This window comes from Gordonia araii NBRC 100433 (assembly GCF_000241265.1).
Taxonomy (GTDB): domain Bacteria; phylum Actinomycetota; class Actinomycetes; order Mycobacteriales; family Mycobacteriaceae; genus Gordonia; species Gordonia araii.
Genome location: NZ_BAEE01000078.1, coordinates 42,687 through 63,694, shown reverse-complemented (window position 1 = coordinate 63,694; position 21,008 = coordinate 42,687). Strand labels below are relative to the sequence as shown.

Below are 21,008 nucleotides of genomic sequence, written 5' to 3'. Positions count from 1 at the left end.
GTACTGGACGTCGCTCAACCGCGGCAAGCGCACGGTGGCCGTCGACGTGCGCAGCCACGAGGGGCAGGAGCTGGTGCTGGCACTGGCGACCGCGCCCGGCCCGGACGCGGGGATCTTCGTTGACAACAACGTCGGACGACCGTGGCTTTCCTACGACGCGATGCGGGCCCGCCGTTCCGACGTGATCGCGGTGCACTTCGAGGGCCATGCCGACGGTCGCGGCGCGGTGGACTACACGGTTAACACCGAAGTCGGCGTACCCGAGCTGACGGGACCGCCCGACGCCGCGCCGGTCAACCATGTCCTGCCGGCCTGGGACATCATCGCCGGGCAGAGCGTGACGACGGCGCTGCTGGCCGCGGTGTACCGGCGGGCGCGGACCGGTGCGGGATCGCAGATCAACATCGCGCTGGCCGACGTCGCGGCGGCGTGGGTGGCCAACCTCGGCTGGCTCACCGAGGTCTCCCAGCGCGGCGACCGCGAACGCCACGGCAACTACATGTACGGCAGCTTCGGCGTCGACGCGGTCACCGCCGACGGCGGCCGGGTGTACGTGGTGGCCCTGACGCCGCGGCAGTGGAAGAACCTGACCGAGACCACCGGCACCTCGGCGGTGTTCGCCGCGCTCGCCGAGTCGCTGGGCGTCGACTTCTTCACCGACGAGGGCCGCTACATCCATCGCGAGGCCATCGCCGCGATCATCCGCCCGTGGTTCGCCGAGCGCGGCTTCGAGCAGGCCAAAGCCGACCTGACCGCCGGCGGCGTGCTGTGGGGCCCCTATCAGTCGATGCGCGACTTCGCCGACCAGTTCCGGTCGGACCCCGCGTCGACGCCGGTCCTCGTCGACCTCGACCAGCCCGGCGTCGGCACCGTGGTCTCCGCGAGCGCGCCGATCCGCGTCGACCGGGCCTACTCGGGCGCCGAGCCCGCCCACGAACTCGGCGCCGACACCGACGAAGTGCTGGCGTCGGTGCTGGGTCTCTCCGAGGCCGAGCTGGGCAAGCTGCACGACGCCGGAACCATCTGACCAGACCCGCCGACTGGGCACCTCCCCCGCCGAGTGGGCACCTCACCCCCGCCGAGTGGGCACCTGACCTGCACCGACTGGGCACTCAGGCGGCGCCGGTGTCGCGGGCCGGGTACCCCGCGAGCATCAGTCCGGCGACGGCGTTCAGCGCACCGGTCCACTCCCGTGACATCTCCGGTGTCCAGTCGTCGCCGCCGATCTCGGACATCGCCGCGACCATGCATTCGGTGACGGCCGCATACATCGGTTCGGTGACGCCCATCGTCGCGTGGCGGGCCCCGAGCGAGCCGAGCGTGGAGGCGAGCCACTTTTCGTCGTCGAGATGATCGAGAACGGACACGATCGCGGTGCGCAGCATCGACGCCTGCTGTCTGGTGTCCCTGGAGAACATCGGTTTCACGCCGGGATAGCGCTCGAAGAGGATGTCGTAGAACCGGACGGTCAGACCGTCGTCCGGCAGATCGACGATGGACAGGCTGTGGTGTAGGAGATCTTTGTTCATACCGTCCAATGGTCCGAGCGGCGGGTGACCTCGGTGTTTCGTGGTCGGCAAATGGCCGTATCCGAGTCCGCACAGTCGGGCGCCCGAATTTACATCCGTGGCCGCTGGGGCTTCTGAGTTCACGAAATCCGGTGATCATGACATGTATAGACGGTCTGTATCGTACGACGACAAAGAGCTATTATTTGTCATCTACGGCGACTTGTGCTTTCCTGGTGTCACTAGTTAGATAGGTCACACGAGGTGGTACGCATGAATGTTCTCGATCAGGTCCGCAGCAAGGCCGAGGCGACGATCCCGATGGAGCGTCTGATCAAGGGCATGCACCTGTACCAGAAGACCAAGGCGCGGGTGCGCCGCGACAAGCCGCCGGTGTTCGTCGAGGATGAGATCCCCGATGTCGATGAGATGGCGCTGACCGAGATCGACATGAGCAACCCGTTCATGTGGCGGCAGGGCCAGTGGTTGCCGTACTTCAAGCGACTGAGGGACGAGTCGCCGGTCCACTTCCGGGCTTCGAGCGAGTTCGGTCCGTACTGGTCGGTGACGCGGTACGACGACATCATCGCCGTGGACAAGGACTTCGAGACGTTTTCCGCCGAGCCGCAGATCGTTATCGGCACCCCGCCGGAGGGCTTGGACATCGAGATGTTCATCGCGATGGACCCGCCGCGTCACGACCGGCAGCGCGGCGCCGTCCAGGGGGTCGTCGCTCCCCAGAATCTCGAGGAGCTCGAGGGGCTGATCCGCTCGCGCGTGCAAGAGGTGCTCGACAGCCTGCCGGTCGGCGAACCGTTCGACTGGGTGGACAAGGTCAGTATCGAACTGACCGCTCGGATGCTCGCCACCCTGCTCGATTTTCCGTACGAGGAACGCCGGAAGCTCGTCTACTGGACCGAGGTGACCGCCGCGGGCGCCTCCACGACCGGTGGTCAGAGCGACGTCGAGGAGATGTGGCGAGCCTCTGCCGACATGGCGAAGAGCTTCAGCGCCCTGTGGCACGACAAAGCGGCCCGGCTGGCCGCCGGGGAGAAGCCCGGCTACGACCTGATCACGCTGATGCAGCTGTCCGAGGACACCAAGGATCTGATCAACCGGCCGATGGAGTTCCTCGGCAACCTCGTCCTGCTCGTCGTGGGCGGCAACGACACGACCCGCAACTCGATGTCGGGCGGGGTCCTGGCGCTCAACCAGTTTCCCGACGAGTTCGAGCGCGTCAAAGCCGATCGGGGTCTGATCCCGAAGATGGTCAACGAGATCATCCGCTGGCAGACACCGTTGGCCTACATGCGCAGGATCGCTACGAAGGACACCGTCCTCAACGGCCAGTTCATCCGCAAGGGCGACAAGGTCGTGATGTGGTACGCGTCGGCGAACCGTGATGAGCGCACGTTCGAGAACCCTGACGACTTCATCATCGACCGTCCGAACGGACGCAATCACCTCTCGTTCGGCATCGGTGTCCACCGCTGCATGGGTAGCCGGCTGGCCGAGATGCAGCTCAGGATCCTGTGGGAGGAATTGCTTGCCCGGTTCGCCGACATCGAGGTCGTGGAGGAGCCGGAGTACCTGCAGTCGAACTTCGTCCGCGGCTACACCAAGATGATGGTCAGGCTCACCCCGATCGGCCAGGAGCCCCGCCCGAAAGAGGGGCGAGGAGTGGTCGGCCGGGCGACGTCCGCCCCTCGACCCGCACGACACGGAGACCGCGACGGCTGGGTTGTGAACACCACGGAGACCGAGATCGACCTGCGGGTCCAGGCTCGTCGTCCCGTGGCCGACGGGATCGTCGAACTCACGCTGACCGACCCGTCGGGCGCGCAGCTCCCGTCCTGGACGGCCGGTGCGCACGTCGACTTGGTTCTCGACCGGTCGCTGACGCGGCAGTACTCCCTGTGCGGCAGCACGGCGGACGAGTCGTCGTGGAAGGTCGGCGTCCTTCTCGACCCGAACAGCCGCGGCGGGTCCGCGTTCGTCCACGAGAAGCTGACCGAGGGCGCGACGGTGCGCGTGCGAGGCCCGCGCAACCACTTCCCGCTGGTCGCGTCGCCGCGCTACCAGTTCATCGCCGGCGGTATCGGCATCACGCCGATCCTCGCGATGATCGAGGCGGCGCAGGCGCGCGGTGCGCAGTGGAGCCTGCTGTACGGCGGTCGATCGCGCGCGTCGATGGCGTTCCTCGACAAGCTCGAAAGCGACGGCCGGGTGACGATCTGGCCGCAGGACGAGAAGGGCCTCCTCGATCTCGACGCGGTCCTGGGCACGCCGTCGGCGGACACCCTGGTGTACTGCTGCGGCCCGGGCGCATTGCTCGACGCGGTCGAGGAGGGATGCGCGTCGTGGCCCGACGGCAGCTTGCACCTCGAGCGGTTCGCGGCCAAGCAGGTCGTCGCGTCCGACGACGCGCTGGACTCGTTCGAGGTTGAGTGCGCGCGGTCGGGGGTGACCGTGACCGTGCCCGAAGGCAAGTCGATCTTCGAGGCCGTCGAGGAGGCCGGCGTCGACGTGCTGGGCTCGTGCATGGAGGGGATCTGCGGGACCTGCGAGCTCGACGTGCTCGACGGCACGCCCGACCACCGTGACTCGATCCTGTCCAGGTCCGATCGAGAGCGGGGCGACACGGTGATGCCCTGCGTCTCCCGCTCGCTGTCGCAGAGGCTGGTGCTCGACGTATGAACTACCCCCGCGACTGCTGGTACGTCGCCGCCACCTCCGACGAGGTCGGCGACGAACTGACCGCCCGACGCATCCTCGAGCACCCGGTCCTGATGTTCCGTTCGTTCGACGGATCGGTGGTCGCCTTGGAGGACCGGTGCGCGCATCGGCCCTATCCGCTGTCGGCCGGCCATCGCGAGGGCGATCTGGTGGTCTGCGGCTACCACGGCTGTACCTACGACGCGACGGGCCGCTGCGTGCGGGTGCCCTCGCAGGACAGCCCGCCGTCTGGTGCCCGGGTGCGCGCCTATCCCGTCGTCGAGCGCGCACCGTTCATCTGGATCTGGACCGGCACGCCCGGCGGCGAACGGCTGCGGCCGCCGCCGGCGACCCCGTGGCTCCAGGGCGACGGCTGGAGCAGCGTGGGGGAGCTGCGCGACGTCGGCGCCGGCCTCCTGCTGTTGCACGAGCACTACCTCGACCTGACCAACGTGTTCGCGATGCACCTCGAGATGGTGCCGCCGGGTATCGAGACGCTGCCCCCGCTCGAAGAGGTCGAGGTCTCGGAGGTCTCGGTGTCCTACGTCCGCGAGTTGCCCGCCGCACCGTTGGCTCCGTGGGAGGCCCAGATCTCGGGGCTCGACAGCGCCGGGTCGTTCGCGCGCAGGGAGACGGGCACGTTCGTGACCCCCGGCCTGCACAAGCAGACCTACACCATCACCGGCGAGGGGGCGGAGCTCGAGGTGGTGCGGACGCACGGCTTCACACCCGAGTCGCCGACGTCGACGCATGTCTTCCTGCAGATGTCGTGGCGCGGTTCGGCCGTCGCGCCCGACGTGGGTGCGCGGCTGGCCGCGGTCTTCCACGAGATGGCCAACCGCGACTTCGCGGTGCTCGAGACCATGCAGCGTTGTCTCGACGAGGACACGACACCGCGGCGCTATCTGAACGTCAAGGCCGATCGTGCCGCGATCTTCGCCCGGCGGATCGTGCAGTCCATGGTCGAGGAGGAACGCGGCCGTTAGTGCACGGCCCGCATGATCCGGTCCACCGCTTCGTCGATGGCGACGGTCGGCTGCAACAGGTGGCTCAGGATCAACCGCACCATCGTGTCTACGGTGCCCGCGGACACCTTGTCGCCGAGGGTATCGGCGATCGCGGAGGTCGCCTGGGTCAGGACGGCCTCCGGCCGAACGGTCAGCAGGGCGAGAAGCTCCGGATCGTGGCCGGGACGCAGGATCGCTTTGAGTACCGCATTGGTCTGGCCGTACTCCAGCGCGTAGCGGGCCGCCGTCCGCAGGCCTTCGGTGATGGAGTCCGGGTGGGCGGCGATGCCGTCGCGCACTCGAGTCACGAACCGTTCGACCTCGCGCGACACGACCGCCTCGCCGAGGTCCGACTTGGTGCCGACCTCCTTGTAGAGGCTCTGCCGGGGGACCCCTGAGAGTTGGGCGACCCGTGTCATGCTCAGCTTGTCCCAGCCGTCCTCGGTGATGACCGTGACGGCGGCGTCGAGGAGGCGCTCGAGGCGGATAGCCCTGAGTTCGTCGTAGAAGGCCGGTGCGCTCACGTGTCCCAGCGTACGACATGCTATCGACGCATGTCGTACCGGACGACAACAGCAGGCAGAATGTCACACCGAGGGTGATTCGCGCGGGCGGACTGGCCCGAGTCAATGTCGGCGCCTTGACCGCCCGCCCCTCCGATGCGAGACTGAGCCCAACCGAGCGATCGTTCGGTCAGGAAGGCTGGAAACCCGTGGCGATTGATTTCTCCTACCCGCCCGAGGTCGAGGACCTCGTCAACCGAACGGCGACGTTCATCGCCGACGAGGTACTGCCCATTGAGATGGAATTCGCCGGTGACATCACCGCCGCCGGCGGCGATGACCTCCGTCTGGAACTGATCGCCAAGGCGAAGGATGCCGGCGTCTTCGGGCCGCAGATCCCGATCGAGTACGGCGGACACGGGCTCGACATGTCCAACCGTTCGCCGATTTTCACAGCTGCCGGGCACTCGGTCTTCGGACCGGCCGCCCTGCACATCGGCGCCCCCGATGAGGGCAACATCCACATGCTCCACCACATCGCCAGCGACGCCCAACGCGACAAGTACCTCGGTCCGCTCGCCACCGGCGAGGTGCGCAGCGCCTTCGCGATGACCGAGCCCGCCCCCGACGGCGCCGGTTCCGACCCGAATCAACTCTCCACGATGGCCACCAAAGTCGACGGTGGCTGGAAGATCGACGGCCGCAAGCGGTTCATCACCGGCGCCGACGGCGCAGCTTTCTACATCGTCATGGCCAGGACGGCGGGCAGCGTTGGGGACCGCGGCGGCGCGACGATGTTTCTCGCCCCGGCGGACACAGACGGCATCAGCGTCGACCGGCACGTCCACACCATCGACAAGGCGATGATCGGTGGGCATTGCGAGATGACCTTCGACGGTGTGTTCGTGCCCGACGAGGACGTACTCGGCGAAGTCGACGAGGGGTATCGCTACGCGCAGGTCCGGCTTGGCCCCGCGCGAATGACCCACGTCATGCGCTGGCTCGGCTCGGCCGAGCGCGCACATCAGATCGCCGTCGACTACGTCAAAGACCGTGACGGATTCGGCGGGAAACTCGCCGACCTCGGCATGATCCAGCAGATGATCGCCGACAACGAGATCGATCTCGCCGCGACCCGCGCTCTCCTGGCCCGGGCCAACTACGAACTGGATCTCGGCGAGCACGCGAGCGATTCGACGTCGATCGCGAAAACCTATGGAGCCGAGGCTTTCTCCCGGATCGTCGACCGATCGATTCAGATGTGTGGTGGGCTGGGAGTCTCGGCCGACCTACCTCTGGCCCGTCTCGCCGATGAGCTGCGGCCGTTCCGCATCTACGACGGGCCATCCGAGGTCCACCGCTGGGCGATCGCCAAGCGCGCCGTCGGACGAGCCCGCAAAGCGGCGCAACGGAAGGAAGCACATGGCTGACCACCCCGGACTCACCGCCGACGCGCTACGAAAGTTGTTGACCGCCAACGGCGTCGACGTCGTCGGTGACCTCAAGATCGACCTCATCAGCGGCGGTCGGTCCAACCTCACCTTCGATGTCTCCGACGACGTGCACCGCTGGGTCGCGCGCCGGCCCCCGATGGGCGGACTGACCCCGTCCGCGCACGACATGGAGCGCGAGTGGGCGGTCACCTCAGCCTTGAAGGACACCGCGGTGCCGGTGGCGCCCACCGTCGCCATCGATCGCGACGGGGAGTTCATCGGTGCACCGTGCACCGTCGTCGACTTCGTCGACGGCCTCGTCATCCGCTCCGCCGAGGACCTGGAGATCTGGACCGACGATCAGGTCACCGCCAACTTCGACGCCCTCGTCGACACGCTGGCGAAGCTGCACGCGGTCGACTACGAAGCGGTCGGCCTCGGCGACTTCGGCCGGCCCGCCGGTTTCGCCGGCCGACAGGTCAAGCTGTGGGCGCGCCAGTGGGGACTGGTCAAGACCCGGGACCTGCCCGACGTCGACGCCCTCGTCGAGAAACTCTCCGAACGCGTCCCCACCGACGCGCGCAGCACGATCGTGCACGGCGACTTCCGCATCGACAACACGATCATCGACCGCGACGACCCGACCGACGTGCTCGCCGTCGTCGACTGGGAAATGTCGGCGCTGGGCGATCCGCTGACCGATGCCGCGCTGATGTGCGTGTACCGCCAGCCGGTCTTCGCGACCGTCCTCGGCTTCCGGGCGGCGTGGACGAGCGACCGCTATCCGAGCGCCGACGAGATGGCGCAGGCGTACGCGACGGCCACCGGGATGGACCTGGGCGACTGGGACTTCTACCTGGGCCTGGCGAACCTGAAACTCGGCGTGATCGCCGAGGGCATCACCCACCGCGCCCTGTTGGGCGGATCATCCGGTGCCGCCGGTGCCGAGAAGGCCGCCGAGGCGACCGCGGCCTTCATCTCGGCCGGGTTGAACCGGGTCTCCTAGTGTCCCTCGGTGGTCCGGTGCCGTCTCGTCACGGCTTCATCTCGTAGACCCCGGCCGTCGCGCGCGCCTGACTCCAGACTCGGTCGCTGCGTTCGGTGTCGAACACGGGGCGCGCGATGATCGCACCCGCGGCCCTGGTCTGCGCGGTGCTCAGCGACGGCTTGTTCGCCAAGGTGAGCGCGTGGGTGGCGACGTCGCCGACGAGGACTTCGAAGATGCTGTCGACGAGGTCGTCGTCGGTCCGCGCGATCGATGCCTGCTGAAGGATCAGGTCCCCGTATGCGATCGTGGTGAACAGGTCGCCGACGACGAGGAGCAGGTCGAGGTCGCGCATCTGCGTCTTGTCGAGCGGCGAGGTCCCGAGGAAGACCTGGAACGCGTCGATCTGGTCGAGCAGCACCTTCACGTTGGGCAGATGTGCGAACCCGGCGTAGACCGCCCGCCAGTCGTGGAACGCGACGGCGCCGAGCCCCTGTGCGGGACCCTGCTGGAACAGGAACGTGTCGTCGACGGCGTCGCGACGGCGGGGCGGCAGCGCCGGTGCCGGCGCGGCGGGAAGTGCGGCGCCGACGAGGGGTGACGCCGCGCGGATTACGGCGCGCGATGCTTTGAACGCCTGACTGAACACGCTGTCGGGGATCGGGCTGGCGGCGACTTGTTTACGAGCGGCGAGAAGCGCCAGGCTCGGGTCCGAGGGGTTGAAGAGGTAACCCTGCAGGAACTTCAGCGCCAGGGCCATGTTGACGTGCACGGTGCCCTCCAGGCGGGGCAAACCCATCATCGCGACGGCGCCGAGCGGGAAGTACATGTCGTTCTCGAACCCGCGGGCGGCGATGCAGTCGGAGAGCAGTTCGTAGACCTTCGCGCCCTGCCGGCTGACGGACATCTTCTCGATCGCGTCGAAGAGCAGGTAGCGGCGTCGTCGGCTGACGCGGACCGCATGTAGTCCACCGCGCGCTCGGAGTACATGTCCATCGCGGCCAGACGGATCCAGCTCTCGGTGAACAACGCGCGGACCTGGGGAAAATCGGTGACCCGGCTGTCGAACAGGATGCGGTTCTCCGCGTGCGAGATGCTCTCGTGCCACGCGTGCTCCACCGCACCGATGGCGCCGAAGCCGATGTTGAACTTTCCGACGTTCACGGTGTTGATCGCCGCGTCGAAGGCCTCGGATCCGCGGTGGATGATGTCCTCTTCGGCGACCGGGTAGTCCTCGAGGTCGAAGGCGGCGACGAACATCTGCGAGTCGACGACGTTCTTGCGCAGATTGTAGGCGGGGTGCTGGCTGTCGACGACGAAGAAGACGTAGCCGTCTTGCGTCTTGGGGCCGGTGGGCAGTCCTTCGACGCGGCCGAACACCGAGACCAGGCCGGCCTTGTTCCCGTTGCCGATGTAGTACTTGCCGCCGTTGGCGCGGTAGCCGCCGGACCGGTCCGGTGTCAGCACCATGTCCGAGGTGTAGACGTCCGCGCCGTGCTCCTTCTCCGAGAGCCCGAAGGCGAAGATCGCACCGTCGTCGAGGAGCGCGGCCGTCTTGCGCTTGACCGCCTCGTTGGAGCTTTGCCAGATCGGCCCGAGCCCGAGGATCGAGACCTGCCAGACGTACCAGTAGGACATTCCGTAGAAGCCCAGGATCTGGCTGTACTTGGTGATGCGTGCCTCGTCCCACCGCTTGTTCGGATCGCCGCCGGCCTGTGCGGCCGGTGTGAGCAGGGTGGCGAAGACCTTCTCCTTCTTCACGAATTCGAGGAACTCGTCGTACCAGACGCAGTCGCGATGCTGCTGGAGCAGCCAGCCCTTTCCTTTGCCTTCGAAGAAGTCGATCGTCGCTTCGAACAGACGGCGCGTCTCCGCGTCGAACTCGCCGAAGTCCGGCTGGTGGGGGTTGAACAACGACATCGTTCCTCCAGGTCCATTACTACACTAGTGTAGGAAAATTCTACACGGGCGAATCAACCCGGCGTCCAGGTGTGCTCGGAATCGGAGCGCGGTAGGTCAGCGGAAGGTGGCGATGCCGCCGTCGTGATCGGACAGGTGTAGATGTTCGTTGATCGACAGCACCGTCACGCCCTGCCGGCCGACGATCGCCTTGGTGATGGACGCGTTGACCATCGACGCCGACAGTTTCGGCCAGTGCTCGGCATCGATGCCCAGGTGCTGGGCCAGCCACAGTGTGATCGACCCGGCCGACGACACGACCAGCACCGACTTGCCGGAGCCGGCGAGATCGACTGCCCGCTGCCCCGCCTCGGCGACCCGTCGCGCGTAGGCCGCGAAGGGCTCGGACGCCGCTAGTTCACCGCCGACCCAGGAGGCCAGCACCGCGTCGAGCGACCGTTGGAAACCGCGCCCGTCGGCGAGTTGGGCGCTCGTCGGCTCGCCCATCAGTCCGGCCAGGTCGTATTCGTCCCAGGCGTCGTCGACGATCGGCTCCGGCCGGTCGTCGAAGGCTTCGAGAACACCGGAGAGCGTCTGCCGCTGGCGAACGAGGCCGCCGCTCACCGCCGTGGTGAACCGGGCCAGCAGTCCGGACAGCACCGTGCCGGTGACCTTCGCCTGCATCTGTCCGGTGGCGGTCAACGATCCCGCCTCGGGACCGTCGTCGACGGCATCGACGACACCGTATGCCGACGCTTGCGCCTGTCCGTGCCGCACAAGGTAGAGGGTGCCCATCACCCCAGCGTAATGCGTGAATCACGCCACTATTCGCGCCGGTTCCCGGCCTTCCGTATTGCCTCAGGCCCTTCCCGCTGCTAGCTTTGCCGACATGTCGTCGCAAGCGAACCGCGCTCCGGAGGTCACCTACGTGACCACCGCTTTGGGCTGCCGTCTGCCGCTTGCGCGAATGCTGTGTTGTTGCCGAATGCACTGATCGATCTCATCCGCGCCCGTCTTTCGGGCCTCCTGCATTCACCCCCGCCGACGACGTCCGTACGCGTCGGTGCCCAATCCAAGGGAACACCATGACCAGCATTCTCGACCGTCCCGTCACCACCACTCGAATCGCGCCGCCGCGCCGCGTGCCGCACGCACGATCGCCGCGACCCGTCGGCGCCCCCGTCCCCGCCCGGGCACCTCGGCGGCCCGCCGACCTGCACGTCACGACTCCGGATCTCGCGTTGTCGGACAAGCCGGCGGCTCAGGTGCTCCGCGCGGTGCGCCTGGCCGCGCCGGTCTTCCGCGACGAGATCGCCGAATCCACCGGGTTGTCCATCTCGACGGTCAACCGGCAGGTTGGGGCCCTGCTGAAGGCCGGGCTCATCCGTGAGCGCAGCGACCTCGCGCCCTCCGGCGCCGTCGGCCGCCCGCGCCTGCCGGTGGAGATCTCGGTCGCCGAGCATCTGACGATCGGCGTGCACATCGGCTACAAGGTCACCTCGATCACCGCGCACGACCTGCTGCACCGCGTCGTCGGCGCCATCTCGGTGCCCACCCCGGCCGACGCGGGCGCGGAGAACGCGCTCACCGCACTCGCGCACAGCGTTTCCGGTTTCCTCGCGCGCTGGCGCAACCGGGAGATCCGGTGGGTCGGCGTCGCGGTCGGCGGCCGCGTCCACGACGGCGGTGTCGTCGACCATCCCCGACTGGGCTGGTCGCAGGCGGAGGTCGGTCGGATCTTCGCCCAGACCCTGGGCTATCCGGTGTCGGTCGCCTCGCACGTAGAGGCCATGGCCGCCGCCGAGCTGGTCGCCAACCCGGAGCAGCGCGCGAGCTTCCTGTACTTCTACGCGCGTGAAATGGTCGGCGTCGCGTTCAGCGTCGACGGTTCGGTCCACACGCCGAGCGCCGGGCCGCCGGTGATCGGGCACTTCCCGATCGGACCGACGCGGCTCCTCGACCCCCATCGCACCGGGCAACTTGAAGCAGCTACCAGCGACACCGGCATCGTGGCCGCCGCGCGGGCGGCAGGCCTCGAACTCACCGAGATCGCCGATCTTCACGAGGCCGCGCGCGACGGGAACGAGATCGCTCGCGACATCCTGACCGAGCGCGCCGAGGTCCTCGGTCGCGCGGTCGCGCTGATCTCCGACATCTTCAACCCCGACCATGTCGTCCTCGGCGGGCAGGCGTTCACCGATGCTCCGCAGACCCTCCCGGTCGTCGCGCGCACCATCCGTGACACCAGCGTCACCGCCAAGCGCGATGTGCGCGTCTCCCGGGCCGGCGTCACCGTGCAGCAGCAGGCCGCCGGCGCGATCTCGCTCGACGCGCTCTACACCGACCCGCTGGGCGCGATCGCGATCACCGATTAGGTCGTCTTGCGGGGTCTCGATACACCGGCTCGGCTAGCGCCTCGCCGGCACTCGACCACCATCGATACACACACTGGTTCGGCTAGCGCCTCGCCGGCACTCGACCACCATCGAGACACACACTGGTTCGGCTAGCGCCTCGCCGGCACTCGACCACCCATTGATGCTCGTCCGATCGACGGGTGGTCGAGTGCCGTCCGAGCTTGCGAGGGCGGTGTATCGAGACCCCCGCCCACCAGTCTCAGTCCGTCGTGCGGCGGTAGTAGGCGCGAAGTGCGATCGGCGCCAGGACGGCGGTCAGCACCACCGACCAGATGACCGTCGCGAGCGCCGGGTTCTGCAACGGCCACGGCGCGGTCTCCGGTGCGGCCGGACCGTTGCCCCACAACACGCGCATGGCCTGCACGAGGGCCGAGATCGGATTCCACTCGGCGATCGTGCGCAGCCAGGTCGGCATGTTGCCGGTCGGCACGAAGGCGTTCGAGAGGAACGTGATCGGGAACAACGTGGTGAACATGAAACCGTTCACGGCCTCGGTGGTCTTCAGCCATGACCCGGCGAGCAGGCCGAACCAGATGGTCGCGAAGCCGAACAGCAGCACCAGTCCAAAACCCAGCACGGCTTCGGGGATCGACGTGCGGATGCGCCAGCCGATCAACAGACCGGTGATCGCCATGACGACGATGCCGATCGACGAGTGAAGCACCGCCGCGATCGCACGGCCGACGATCACCGACGACTGATGGATCGGCAGCGACCGGAAGCGGTCGATGATGCCCTTCTCCAGGTCGGCGGTCACACCGTTGGCGACGATGAACGCGGTGAAGGCGATGGTCTGCCCCATGATCCCGGGCAGCAGGAACTCCTTGTAGTTGCCGCTGCCGGGCACCGCGATCGCCGAGCCGAAAACGAACGCGAACAACAGCACGAACATGATCGGCTGGAACGTCACGTCGGCCAGCATCTCAGGCATGCGCTTGGTGTGGATCAGGTTGCGCTTGACCATGATCCACGACTGGCGCCACAGGCTGGTGGGCGTGATCGCCAGGTCTGGGCTGATGGCGGTGGTCATACTGCGGTCTCCTGCTCGTTCTCTTCGGATTCGGTGCGGTGGCCGGTCAACGACAGGAACACGTCGTCGAGGCTCGGCCGCGCCAGGCCGAGGTCGTCGATGGCGATTCCGGATTCATCGAGCCAGCCGGCCGCGGTGGTCAGGTCGCCGAGTCCGTCGGCTGCGGTGGTCACGCGTCGGGCGTTGGGTTCGACGAATACCTCCTTGCCCGAACGCCGCAGCACGTCGGCCGCGGCTGTGAGGTCGTCGGCGTGGGACACGGTGAGGACGAGGCTGGCGGCTCCCGCGCGTTCCTTGAGCTGCAGTGCGGTGCCGTGCTCGATGATGCGGCCGTGGTCGACGACGACGATGTCGTCGGCGAGCTGGTCCGCCTCTTCCAGGTACTGCGTGGTCAGCAACAGCGTCGTGCCATTGTTGACCAGATCGCGCAGCACGTCCCACAGCTCGGTACGGCTGCGCGGGTCGAGGCCGGTCGTCGGCTCGTCGAGGAACAGCACCGGCGGCGCGGCGAGCAGACTCACCGCGAGGTCGAGCCTGCGGCGCATGCCGCCGGAGTAGTCCTTCACCGGCTTGTCGGCCGCATCGGTCAACGAGAACTGTTCGAGCAGTTCGTCGCCGCGCGCCGCCAGCACCTTGCGGCCGATGCCGTACAGGCCGCCGATCATCTGGATGTTCTCCCGGCCGGTCAGGATCTCGTCGACCGTCGCCGCCTGACCGGTGAGGCCCATGCTCCGCCGCACCTCGTCGGGGTGGGTCACCACGTCGTCTCCGGCGACGCGCGCCGTGCCGCTCGTCGGCTCCGACAATGTCGTCATCATCCGGACCGTGGTGGTCTTGCCCGCGCCGTTGGGGCCGAGCAGGCCCAGCACGGTGCCGCGCGGCACCTGGAAACTGATGCCGTCGACGGCGGTGAAGTCACCGAACCGTTTGACGAGGTCTACGGCCTCGATCGCGATGTCTGAGAGGGTTTCGGTCATGGTCGCCGATGGTAGGCGAGTGGTCCGACATTCGGCTATCACATTTCGGCAGGGCCGCCGCGAGGCTAACGGGAGCGGTCCCGCGGACGTCCCAGCGTCGATGCGCGCAGCCGTCGATAGCCGCGCACCGACAGCGACGAGATGGAACGTAGGCGGAATCGTTCGTCGTCGCCGACGGCCTCGGCCAGCTCCGCGTCGACGAGGATCGTGCCCGGCCGCGCCGAGCCGCACAGCCGCGACGCGATGTTGACCGGCTCTCCGAACACGTCGCCGTGCCGGTTGAGGATCTCGCCGTAGGCCAGGCCGACCCGCAGCGGCGGAACCGGCTCGACGTCGGCGACGTCCTCCTGGATCTCCAGGGCGGTCAGCGCCGCTTCGCCGACGTCGGTGTTGACGAACAGCACCGCGTCGCCCAGGGTCTTGATGACCTGTCCGCCGTGCGCGGTGATGACGGCGTGAACACGATCCTCGAATGCCTCCAGCAGCACCTCGAGTTCGGCCATGTCGATCCGGCGGGACAGGCTGGTGAAGCCGACGATGTCGGCGAACCCGACGGCCTCGGTGGTGCGGACACCGGCGATCCGCTGCGACTCGGCGGACGCGGCGTCGACATCCTCCTCGTCGCGCTCCAGCGCCGCCTCCAGATGGCGGCGCCACACCATCTGCTGGATCGCGCCCATCGCGCGGGCCATGTCGTCGACGGTCCACGAGATGGCGTCGTCGTCGGCGAGGTTCAGCAGCATGTCGGCCTGCCAGTCGGCGAGCCGCGCCATGGTCTGTCCGACGGCACGCGCGGTCGCCACCTGTTCGGTCTCCGGGACGACCTGCGACGAGTCGGCGAGCAGGCGCAGCGCGTCGAGGTCGCGCTGGGAGAAGATCTTGGCGTCGGTGTGGCGGCGCGCGAACCCGAAAGCGTTCCACAGCCGCTCGACCCGCTCGGGCGAGGCGCCGAGCGCGGCCGTCAGTTCGTCGCGGCTATAGCGCGGTTCACCCGGTGACTCCGTCATGGGACTCAACGGTAGTCAACACGCCTTTCATGAGGTATGCCATCTGCGCGGTGAACTCGGGTCGTGAGGTGCCGCGTCGCAGCCGGACCGCGTCGTTGACGATCGACAGCGCCGCGTGGGCGCCGACGGCGGCCTCGGCCGGACCGGCGACGGTGGGATCGGCCTGCTGGAGCAGATCGATCCACCTGGCGACGTATCGCCGCTGGGTGTCGAGGAGGTCGACGGCCGACGGGTCGCCGGCCAGCGCGGGCGAATTGTTGAACGACACCGACAGGTCCGGCGTCGCGGTGATCACCGTGACGTACGAATCCACCAGCGCCGCAAGGATTTCGGCCGGATCGTCACGCGACGCGTACGCCGCCATCACCCCGGCTTCCAGTCGCGCCGCGCTGCGTTGTCCGATGCCGACGAGGATCGCCGCCTTCGACGGGAAGTGGTTGTAGACGCTCGGCCCGCTGATTCCGACCGCGGCACCGATCTCGTCGACGCCGACGTCGGCATACCCGCGCTCGGCGAAGAGGGTCGACGCCGCGTCGAGGATCTCGTCGCGCCGCGTCGTCGACGGGGTCGGCGGCACCCCGGCCGATCGTGCGGGCGCCAGCGACGGGCGCAGCAGCAGGAGGCGTTCCGCGCGGGCGACCAGCTCGTCGACCTCTCGTGCCGGCGAAAGACGCGTCTTGTGCACGGCGCTCGATCCGGCGACGCTCAGCAGCGCCCACGTCAGCTGGGAGCGCTCCCAGTCGGCCAGCCCCCGCTCGGGGCCGAGGATCGCGTCGGCCCACCGGCGCAGCACGGCCCGGGTGCGCAGGGCGACCTCGCGGTTCTGCTCGTCGCTCAGGTAGGCGCCGGTCCAACGCCACAGCGACGCGGAATCGGGGCGCTTGCAGATCGCTTCGACGAGGGCGCGCACCGTGTCCGACGTCGTCGACGCGGGCGCGGCGAGGGCGCGATCGGTGCAGGTCTCCAGGTCGTCGACGCCGGCGAGCACGGCAGCGCCGAGGAGGTCCTGCTTGTCGTCGAAATGCCGGTACAGGGAGGGCGCGGTGACGCCGGCGGCGCGGGCGATATCGGCCATGGACACGTGCGGGTACCCGCGCTGCACGAAGAGGTCGGCAGCACGCGCGATGAGTTGGCGGCGACGGTCGGCGGGTCGGCTCGCGCGGGCGGAGTGCACGGTCATGGTGAACTGACCATAGCCCACGATGACGGTTCGGTGAACCAATTGACCATTGGGTATAGCCAAATAAGTTATTCAGCGTTAGTCTAGCCGGGTAACCAACCTCTGGTTTCGTGTGAAAGGAACATCCGTGCCTGAGCAAGCATTCATCTACGAGGCCGTCCGCACGCCTCGTGGCAAGCAGCGCGGCGGCGCGCTGCACAGCGTCAAGCCGATCGACCTCGTTTCCGGTCTGATCAAAGATCTTCTCGGCCGCCACGGCGGTCTCGACCCCGCCCAGGTCAACGACGTCGTCCTCGGCGTCGTCTCGCCGGTCGGCGAGCAGGGTGCGGTCATCGCCCGCACGGCTGCACTGGTCTCGGGCCTGGGTGAGACCGTGCCCGGCACCCAGATCAACCGCTTCTGCGCCTCCGGCCTCGAAGCCGTGAACCTCGCCGCGGCGAAGGTCGCCTCGGGCTTCGACGACCTCGTTCTCGCCGGCGGTGTCGAGTCGATGTCGCGCGTGCCGATGGGCAGCGACGGCGGCGCCCTCTTCATGGACCCCGCCACCGCCTACGACAACTACATCGCCCCGCAGGGCATCGGGGCCGACCTGATCGCCACCATCGAGGGCTTCTCCCGCGAGGACGTCGACGCGTTCGCCGCCGAGTCGCAGGCGCGTGCCGCCAAGGCGTGGGAGTCGGGCTACTTCGCCAAGTCGGTCATCCCGGTGAAGGACCTCAACGGCGTCACGCTGCTGGAGCAGGACGAGCACATGCGCCCCGGCACGACCGTCGAGTCGCTCGGCAAGCTGAAGCCCGCTTTCCAGGGCCTGGCCGACATGGCCGGCTTCGACGATGTGGTGATGCAGAAGTACCCGAGCGTCGAGAAGGTCAACCACGTCCACACCGGCGGTAACAGCTCCGGCATCGTCGACGGCTCCGGCCTGGTGCTGGTCGGTTCGGAAGAGGCGGGCAAGCGCAACGGCCTGACCCCGCGCGGCCGCATCGTCTCGTTCGCCGAGATCGGCTCCGAGCCGTCGATCATGCTCACCGGCCCCACCCCGGCCACCGAGCTGGCGCTGAAGAAGGCCGGCCTCACCGTCGAGGACATCGACGTCTACGAGCTCAACGAGGCCTTCGCGTCGGTCGTCATGAAGTGGATGAAGGACCTGAACATCCCGCACGACAAGGTCAACGTCAACGGTGGCGCGATCGCGATGGGCCACCCGCTCGGCGCGACCGGCGCCATGATCCTGGGCACCTGCCTCGACGAGCTCGAGCGCACCGGCGGGCGTTACGGCCTGGTCACCCTCTGTATCGGCGGCGGCATGGGCGTCGCGACCGTCATCGAGCGCCTCTAAGCACAGAAAGACATTGGGAAGAAGACAATGAGCGACAACATGATCAATTGGGAGAAGGACGCCGACGGCGTCGTCATCCTGACCATGGACGACCCCAACCAGGGCGCCAACACGATGAACCAGCTGTTCATCGATTCCATCGCGGCCACCGTCGACCGCCTTGAAGCGGAGAAGGACGACATCACGGGTGTCGTTCTCACCTCGGCGAAGAAGACCTTCTTCGCCGGCGGCGACCTCAAGGACATGACCGCCGACCGTCCCAAGGACGTCACCAAGGCGGAGATCGCCACCGCGATCACCGAGCGCGCCAACGGCATGAAGGCCGTCCTGCGCCGGCTGGAGACGCTGGGCAAGCCCGTCGTCGCGGCCATCAACGGCGCCGCTCTCGGCGGTGGCCTGGAGATCGCGCTGCACTGCCACTACCGCGTCGCCGCGGATGTGAAGGGCTCCAAGATCGGTCTGCCCGAGGTCACCCTCGGCCTGCTCCCCGGCGGCGGCGGCGTGGTCCGCACCGTGCGCCTGCTCGGCATGCAGAACGCGCTGATGGGCGTGCTGCTGCAGGGCACGCAGTTCAACCCGGCGAAGGCCAAGGAGACCGGACTGGTCAACGAGGTCGTCGGTTCCGTCGAGGAACTGATCCCGGCCGCCAAGGCGTGGATCAAGGAGAACCCGGAGGCCCAGCAGCCGTTCGACGTGAAGGGCTACAAGATTCCGGGCGGTGCTCCCACCAACCCGGCGGTCGCCGCCAACCTGCCGGCCTTCCCGGCGCTGCTGCGCAAGCAGATCAAGGGCACCAACATGCCGGCTCCGCGTGCGATCCTCGCCGCGGCCATCGAGGGTGCCTACGTCGATGTCGACACCGCCGACCTCGTCGAGACGCGCTACTTCGTCTCGCTGGTCACCGGCCAGGTCGCGCAGAACATGATCAAGGCGTTCTTCTTCGACCTGCAGCACATCAACGGCGGCGGGTCGCGGCCGGAGGGCTACGACAAGTACACCGCCAAGAAGGTCGGCGTCATCGGCGCGGGCATGATGGGCGCGGCCATCGCGTACGTCAGCGCGAAGGCTGGCATCGAGGTCGTCCTGAAGGACATCGACATCGACGCGGCCAACCGCGGCAAGGACTACTCGGTCAAGCTGGAGGAGAAGGCGCTCTCGCGCGGCAAGACCACCGAGGAGAAGAGCAAGGCGCTGCTCGACCGGATCCACCCGACCGTGGACGCCGCCGACTTCAAGGGTGTCGACTTCGTCATCGAGGCGGCCTTCGAGTCGGTCGAGGTCAAGAACAAGGTCTTCCAGGAGATCGAGGATATCGTCGAGCCCGACGCGGTGCTCGGGTCGAACACCTCGACGCTGCCGATCACCATCCTCGCCGAGGGCGTGAAGCGGTCTGAGGACTTCATCGGCATCCACTTCTTCAGCCCCGTCGACAAGATGCCGCTGGTGGAGATCATCAAGGGTGAGAAGACCTCCGACGCGGTGCTGGCCAAGGTCATCGACTACACGCTGCAGATCCGCAAGACCCCGATCGTCGTCAACGACAGCCGCGGGTTCTTCACCAGCCGCGTGATCGGCACCTTCATCAACGAGGCCGTCGCGGCCGTCGGTGAGGGCATCGAGCCGGCGTTCATCGAGCAGGCCGGTTCGCAGGCCGGGTACCCGGCGCCGCCGCTGCAGCTGATGGACGAGCTGACCCTGACCCTGCCGCAGAAGATCCGCAAGGAGACCGAGGCGGCGGCGAAGGCGGCCGGTGTGGACTTCCCGCATCACGGCTCCTACGACGTCATCGACTGGATGGTCGAGCAGGGTCGTACCGGCAAGAAGGACGGCAAGGGCTTCTACGACTACGCCGAGGGCAAGCGCGGCCTCATCTGGCCGGAGATCCGCGAGCACTTCAAGTCGGGCAGCAAGGAGATCCCGCTGGAGGACATGAAGGAGCGCATGCTCTTCGCCGAGGCGCTGGAGACGGTGAAGTGCTTCGACGAGGGTGTGCTGACCTCGGTGGAGGACGCCAACATCGGATCCATCTTCGGCATCGGGTTCCCGCCGTGGACCGGTGGCGTGATCCAGTACGTCAACCAGTACGAGGGCGGCCTGCAGGGCTTCGTCGACCGTGCACGCGACCTCGCGTCGAAGTACGGCTCGCACTTCGAGCCCCCGGCCTCGCTGGTTGACAAGGCTTCTCGCGGCGAGAAGCTGACCAACGAGACGCTGACGAAGGTCAACGCCTAGTAGGTCGCGCAAACCCCAGCAGTACGGGACAAACCCAGCACCTTTTCGGTGCTGGGTTTGTCCCGTTTAGTTGGGTTTGCGGTGCTGGCTAGGCGCCCCACTCCATGCGGCCGCCTCCTTCGCCGCCTCCGTTACCGCCCCCGCCGCCACGGGGTCGTCTGGGAGCGTCCGGGCCGAACATGCGCACTGTGCGCGAGCAGTCGAAGTTCTCTTGGCGGGTGTTCATCCACTTGGGCTTCTGACGGCAGAGGCGGAAGTCCGCGAAGCGGGCTCCCCAGCCCATACTCCAGACGTTTCGCCGACTGCCGAAGCGTTCCTTCTCGCCGAATGCCGCGATCGTCTTCCAGCTCTTGAGCCTGTCGGCACCGTAGCGGTTCTCGTCCTTCTGCTGCAGGACGACTCGATAGATCCCGCCGTATCGGGTCGTGTAATACCAGCCGCTGTTGGGCGTGGTGCCCAGCAGCCAGAACTCGGCCTGTCCGGAACGTTCCTGTACAGGGCCGTACCACTGCCCGGGCGCCGCCTGCGCCTGCGGCGCTGCCACCAACGCGCCACCGGTCACCAGCGCCAACGCGGTCGCCACCCCGGCGACTAAACGTCTCACTCCCATGGTTCACTCACTTCCGCCGCGGCCCACGCATCGCGGGCCGATCCCTTTGCGTTTAGGTCCGGAATCCGGACTCAACTCCATCGTGATCTGAGTCAGATCGTGCGTTCCGCGGAGCGCACCCAGCGTCGGCGGGCGATCAGCGAGTGAACTGGCGCCCGATGGGAGA

Annotated in this window: 16 protein-coding genes and 1 pseudogene; 8 read left to right on the top strand and 9 right to left on the bottom strand. The window is 67.7% G+C overall.

The genetic code is table 11. The annotated features are described in order from the left end of the window. Window positions 1-1,027 (top strand): CoA transferase (locus tag GOARA_RS17090; RefSeq protein WP_007323685.1); only part of this gene is annotated, 1,027 nt, incomplete at its 5' end. Window positions 1,028-1,112: 85 nt separating this feature from the next. On the opposite strand, the gene GOARA_RS17085 is transcribed toward GOARA_RS17090, so the two are convergent. Beyond that, window positions 1,113-1,529, bottom strand: coding sequence for a globin domain-containing protein (locus GOARA_RS17085; RefSeq protein ID WP_007323684.1), 417 nt, complete (start codon window positions 1,527-1,529; stop codon window positions 1,113-1,115). Between the two features lie 252 nt (window positions 1,530-1,781). On the opposite strand from GOARA_RS17085, the gene GOARA_RS17080 reads away from it, so the two are divergent. Together GOARA_RS17080 and GOARA_RS17075 are read left to right on the top strand one after the other, a co-directional pair. Next, on the top strand, window positions 1,782-4,205 hold the full coding sequence (locus GOARA_RS17080; RefSeq protein ID WP_040523861.1) for a cytochrome P450/oxidoreductase: 2,424 nt from the start codon (window positions 1,782-1,784) through the stop codon (window positions 4,203-4,205). Next, window positions 4,202-5,209 (top strand): Rieske 2Fe-2S domain-containing protein, encoded by a 1,008-nt coding sequence (locus GOARA_RS17075; protein ID WP_007323682.1) that lies wholly within the window; start codon window positions 4,202-4,204, stop codon window positions 5,207-5,209. The genes GOARA_RS17080 and GOARA_RS17075 overlap by 4 nt, the downstream gene beginning before the upstream one ends. Here GOARA_RS17075 and GOARA_RS17070 read toward each other — a convergent pair. Continuing rightward, complete coding sequence (locus tag GOARA_RS17070; protein WP_007323681.1) at window positions 5,206-5,754, bottom strand: TetR/AcrR family transcriptional regulator; 549 nt, start codon at window positions 5,752-5,754, stop codon at window positions 5,206-5,208. The two genes, GOARA_RS17075 and GOARA_RS17070, sit on opposite strands and share 4 nt — an antisense overlap. A gap of 188 nt (window positions 5,755-5,942) precedes the next feature. Here GOARA_RS17070 and GOARA_RS17065 point away from each other — a divergent pair, with 188 nt between their 5' ends. Next, window positions 5,943-7,163, top strand: coding sequence for an acyl-CoA dehydrogenase family protein (locus GOARA_RS17065; protein ID WP_007323680.1), 1,221 nt, complete (start codon window positions 5,943-5,945; stop codon window positions 7,161-7,163). Then, on the top strand, window positions 7,156-8,172 hold the full coding sequence (locus tag GOARA_RS17060) for a phosphotransferase family protein (RefSeq protein ID WP_007323679.1): 1,017 nt from the start codon (window positions 7,156-7,158) through the stop codon (window positions 8,170-8,172). Before GOARA_RS17065 ends, GOARA_RS17060 begins: the two co-directional genes overlap by 8 nt. Before the next feature lie 28 nt (window positions 8,173-8,200). On the opposite strand, the pseudogene GOARA_RS20875 reads toward GOARA_RS17060, so the two are convergent. Beyond that, a pseudogene (locus tag GOARA_RS20875) lies at window positions 8,201-10,071 on the bottom strand (acyl-CoA dehydrogenase family protein). Window positions 10,072-10,167: 96 nt separating this feature from the next. After that, window positions 10,168-10,845, bottom strand: a complete 678-nt coding sequence (locus tag GOARA_RS17050) for a histidine phosphatase family protein (RefSeq protein ID WP_007323676.1) — start codon at window positions 10,843-10,845, stop codon at window positions 10,168-10,170. 290 nt (window positions 10,846-11,135) lie between these two features. Here GOARA_RS17050 and GOARA_RS17045 point away from each other — a divergent pair, with 290 nt between their 5' ends. Further along, complete coding sequence (locus tag GOARA_RS17045) at window positions 11,136-12,425, top strand: ROK family transcriptional regulator (protein ID WP_007323675.1); 1,290 nt, start codon at window positions 11,136-11,138, stop codon at window positions 12,423-12,425. Between the two features lie 241 nt (window positions 12,426-12,666). Here the strand turns inward: GOARA_RS17045 and GOARA_RS17040 are convergent, their stop codons facing one another. From GOARA_RS17040 to GOARA_RS17025, 4 genes are all read right to left on the bottom strand, one after another. Continuing rightward, entirely contained in the window at window positions 12,667-13,497 is an 831-nt protein-coding gene (locus tag GOARA_RS17040; RefSeq protein ID WP_007323674.1) for an ABC transporter permease, read from the bottom strand. Continuing rightward, window positions 13,494-14,474 (bottom strand): ATP-binding cassette domain-containing protein, encoded by a 981-nt coding sequence (locus tag GOARA_RS17035; RefSeq protein WP_007323673.1) that lies wholly within the window; start codon window positions 14,472-14,474, stop codon window positions 13,494-13,496. The genes GOARA_RS17040 and GOARA_RS17035 overlap by 4 nt, the downstream gene beginning before the upstream one ends. Before the next feature lie 65 nt (window positions 14,475-14,539). Then, window positions 14,540-15,481 (bottom strand): adenylate/guanylate cyclase domain-containing protein, encoded by a 942-nt coding sequence (locus GOARA_RS17030; protein ID WP_007323672.1) that lies wholly within the window; start codon window positions 15,479-15,481, stop codon window positions 14,540-14,542. After that, complete coding sequence (locus tag GOARA_RS17025) at window positions 15,462-16,661, bottom strand: TetR/AcrR family transcriptional regulator (RefSeq protein ID WP_007323671.1); 1,200 nt, start codon at window positions 16,659-16,661, stop codon at window positions 15,462-15,464. Before GOARA_RS17025 ends, GOARA_RS17030 begins: the two co-directional genes overlap by 20 nt. Window positions 16,662-16,788: 127 nt before the next feature. On the opposite strand from GOARA_RS17025, the gene GOARA_RS17020 reads away from it, so the two are divergent. Together GOARA_RS17020 and GOARA_RS17015 are read left to right on the top strand one after the other, a co-directional pair. Next, window positions 16,789-18,000, top strand: coding sequence for an acetyl-CoA C-acetyltransferase (locus GOARA_RS17020; RefSeq protein WP_007323670.1), 1,212 nt, complete (start codon window positions 16,789-16,791; stop codon window positions 17,998-18,000). 27 nt (window positions 18,001-18,027) lie between these two features. Next, a complete protein-coding gene (locus GOARA_RS17015) occupies window positions 18,028-20,232 on the top strand; it encodes a 3-hydroxyacyl-CoA dehydrogenase NAD-binding domain-containing protein (protein WP_007323669.1) in 2,205 nt (734 codons plus the stop codon). Window positions 20,233-20,320: 88 nt separating this feature from the next. On the opposite strand, the gene GOARA_RS17010 is transcribed toward GOARA_RS17015, so the two are convergent. After that, on the bottom strand, window positions 20,321-20,815 hold the full coding sequence (locus tag GOARA_RS17010; RefSeq protein WP_040523860.1) for a hypothetical protein: 495 nt from the start codon (window positions 20,813-20,815) through the stop codon (window positions 20,321-20,323). Window positions 20,816-21,008 lie beyond the last annotated feature (193 nt).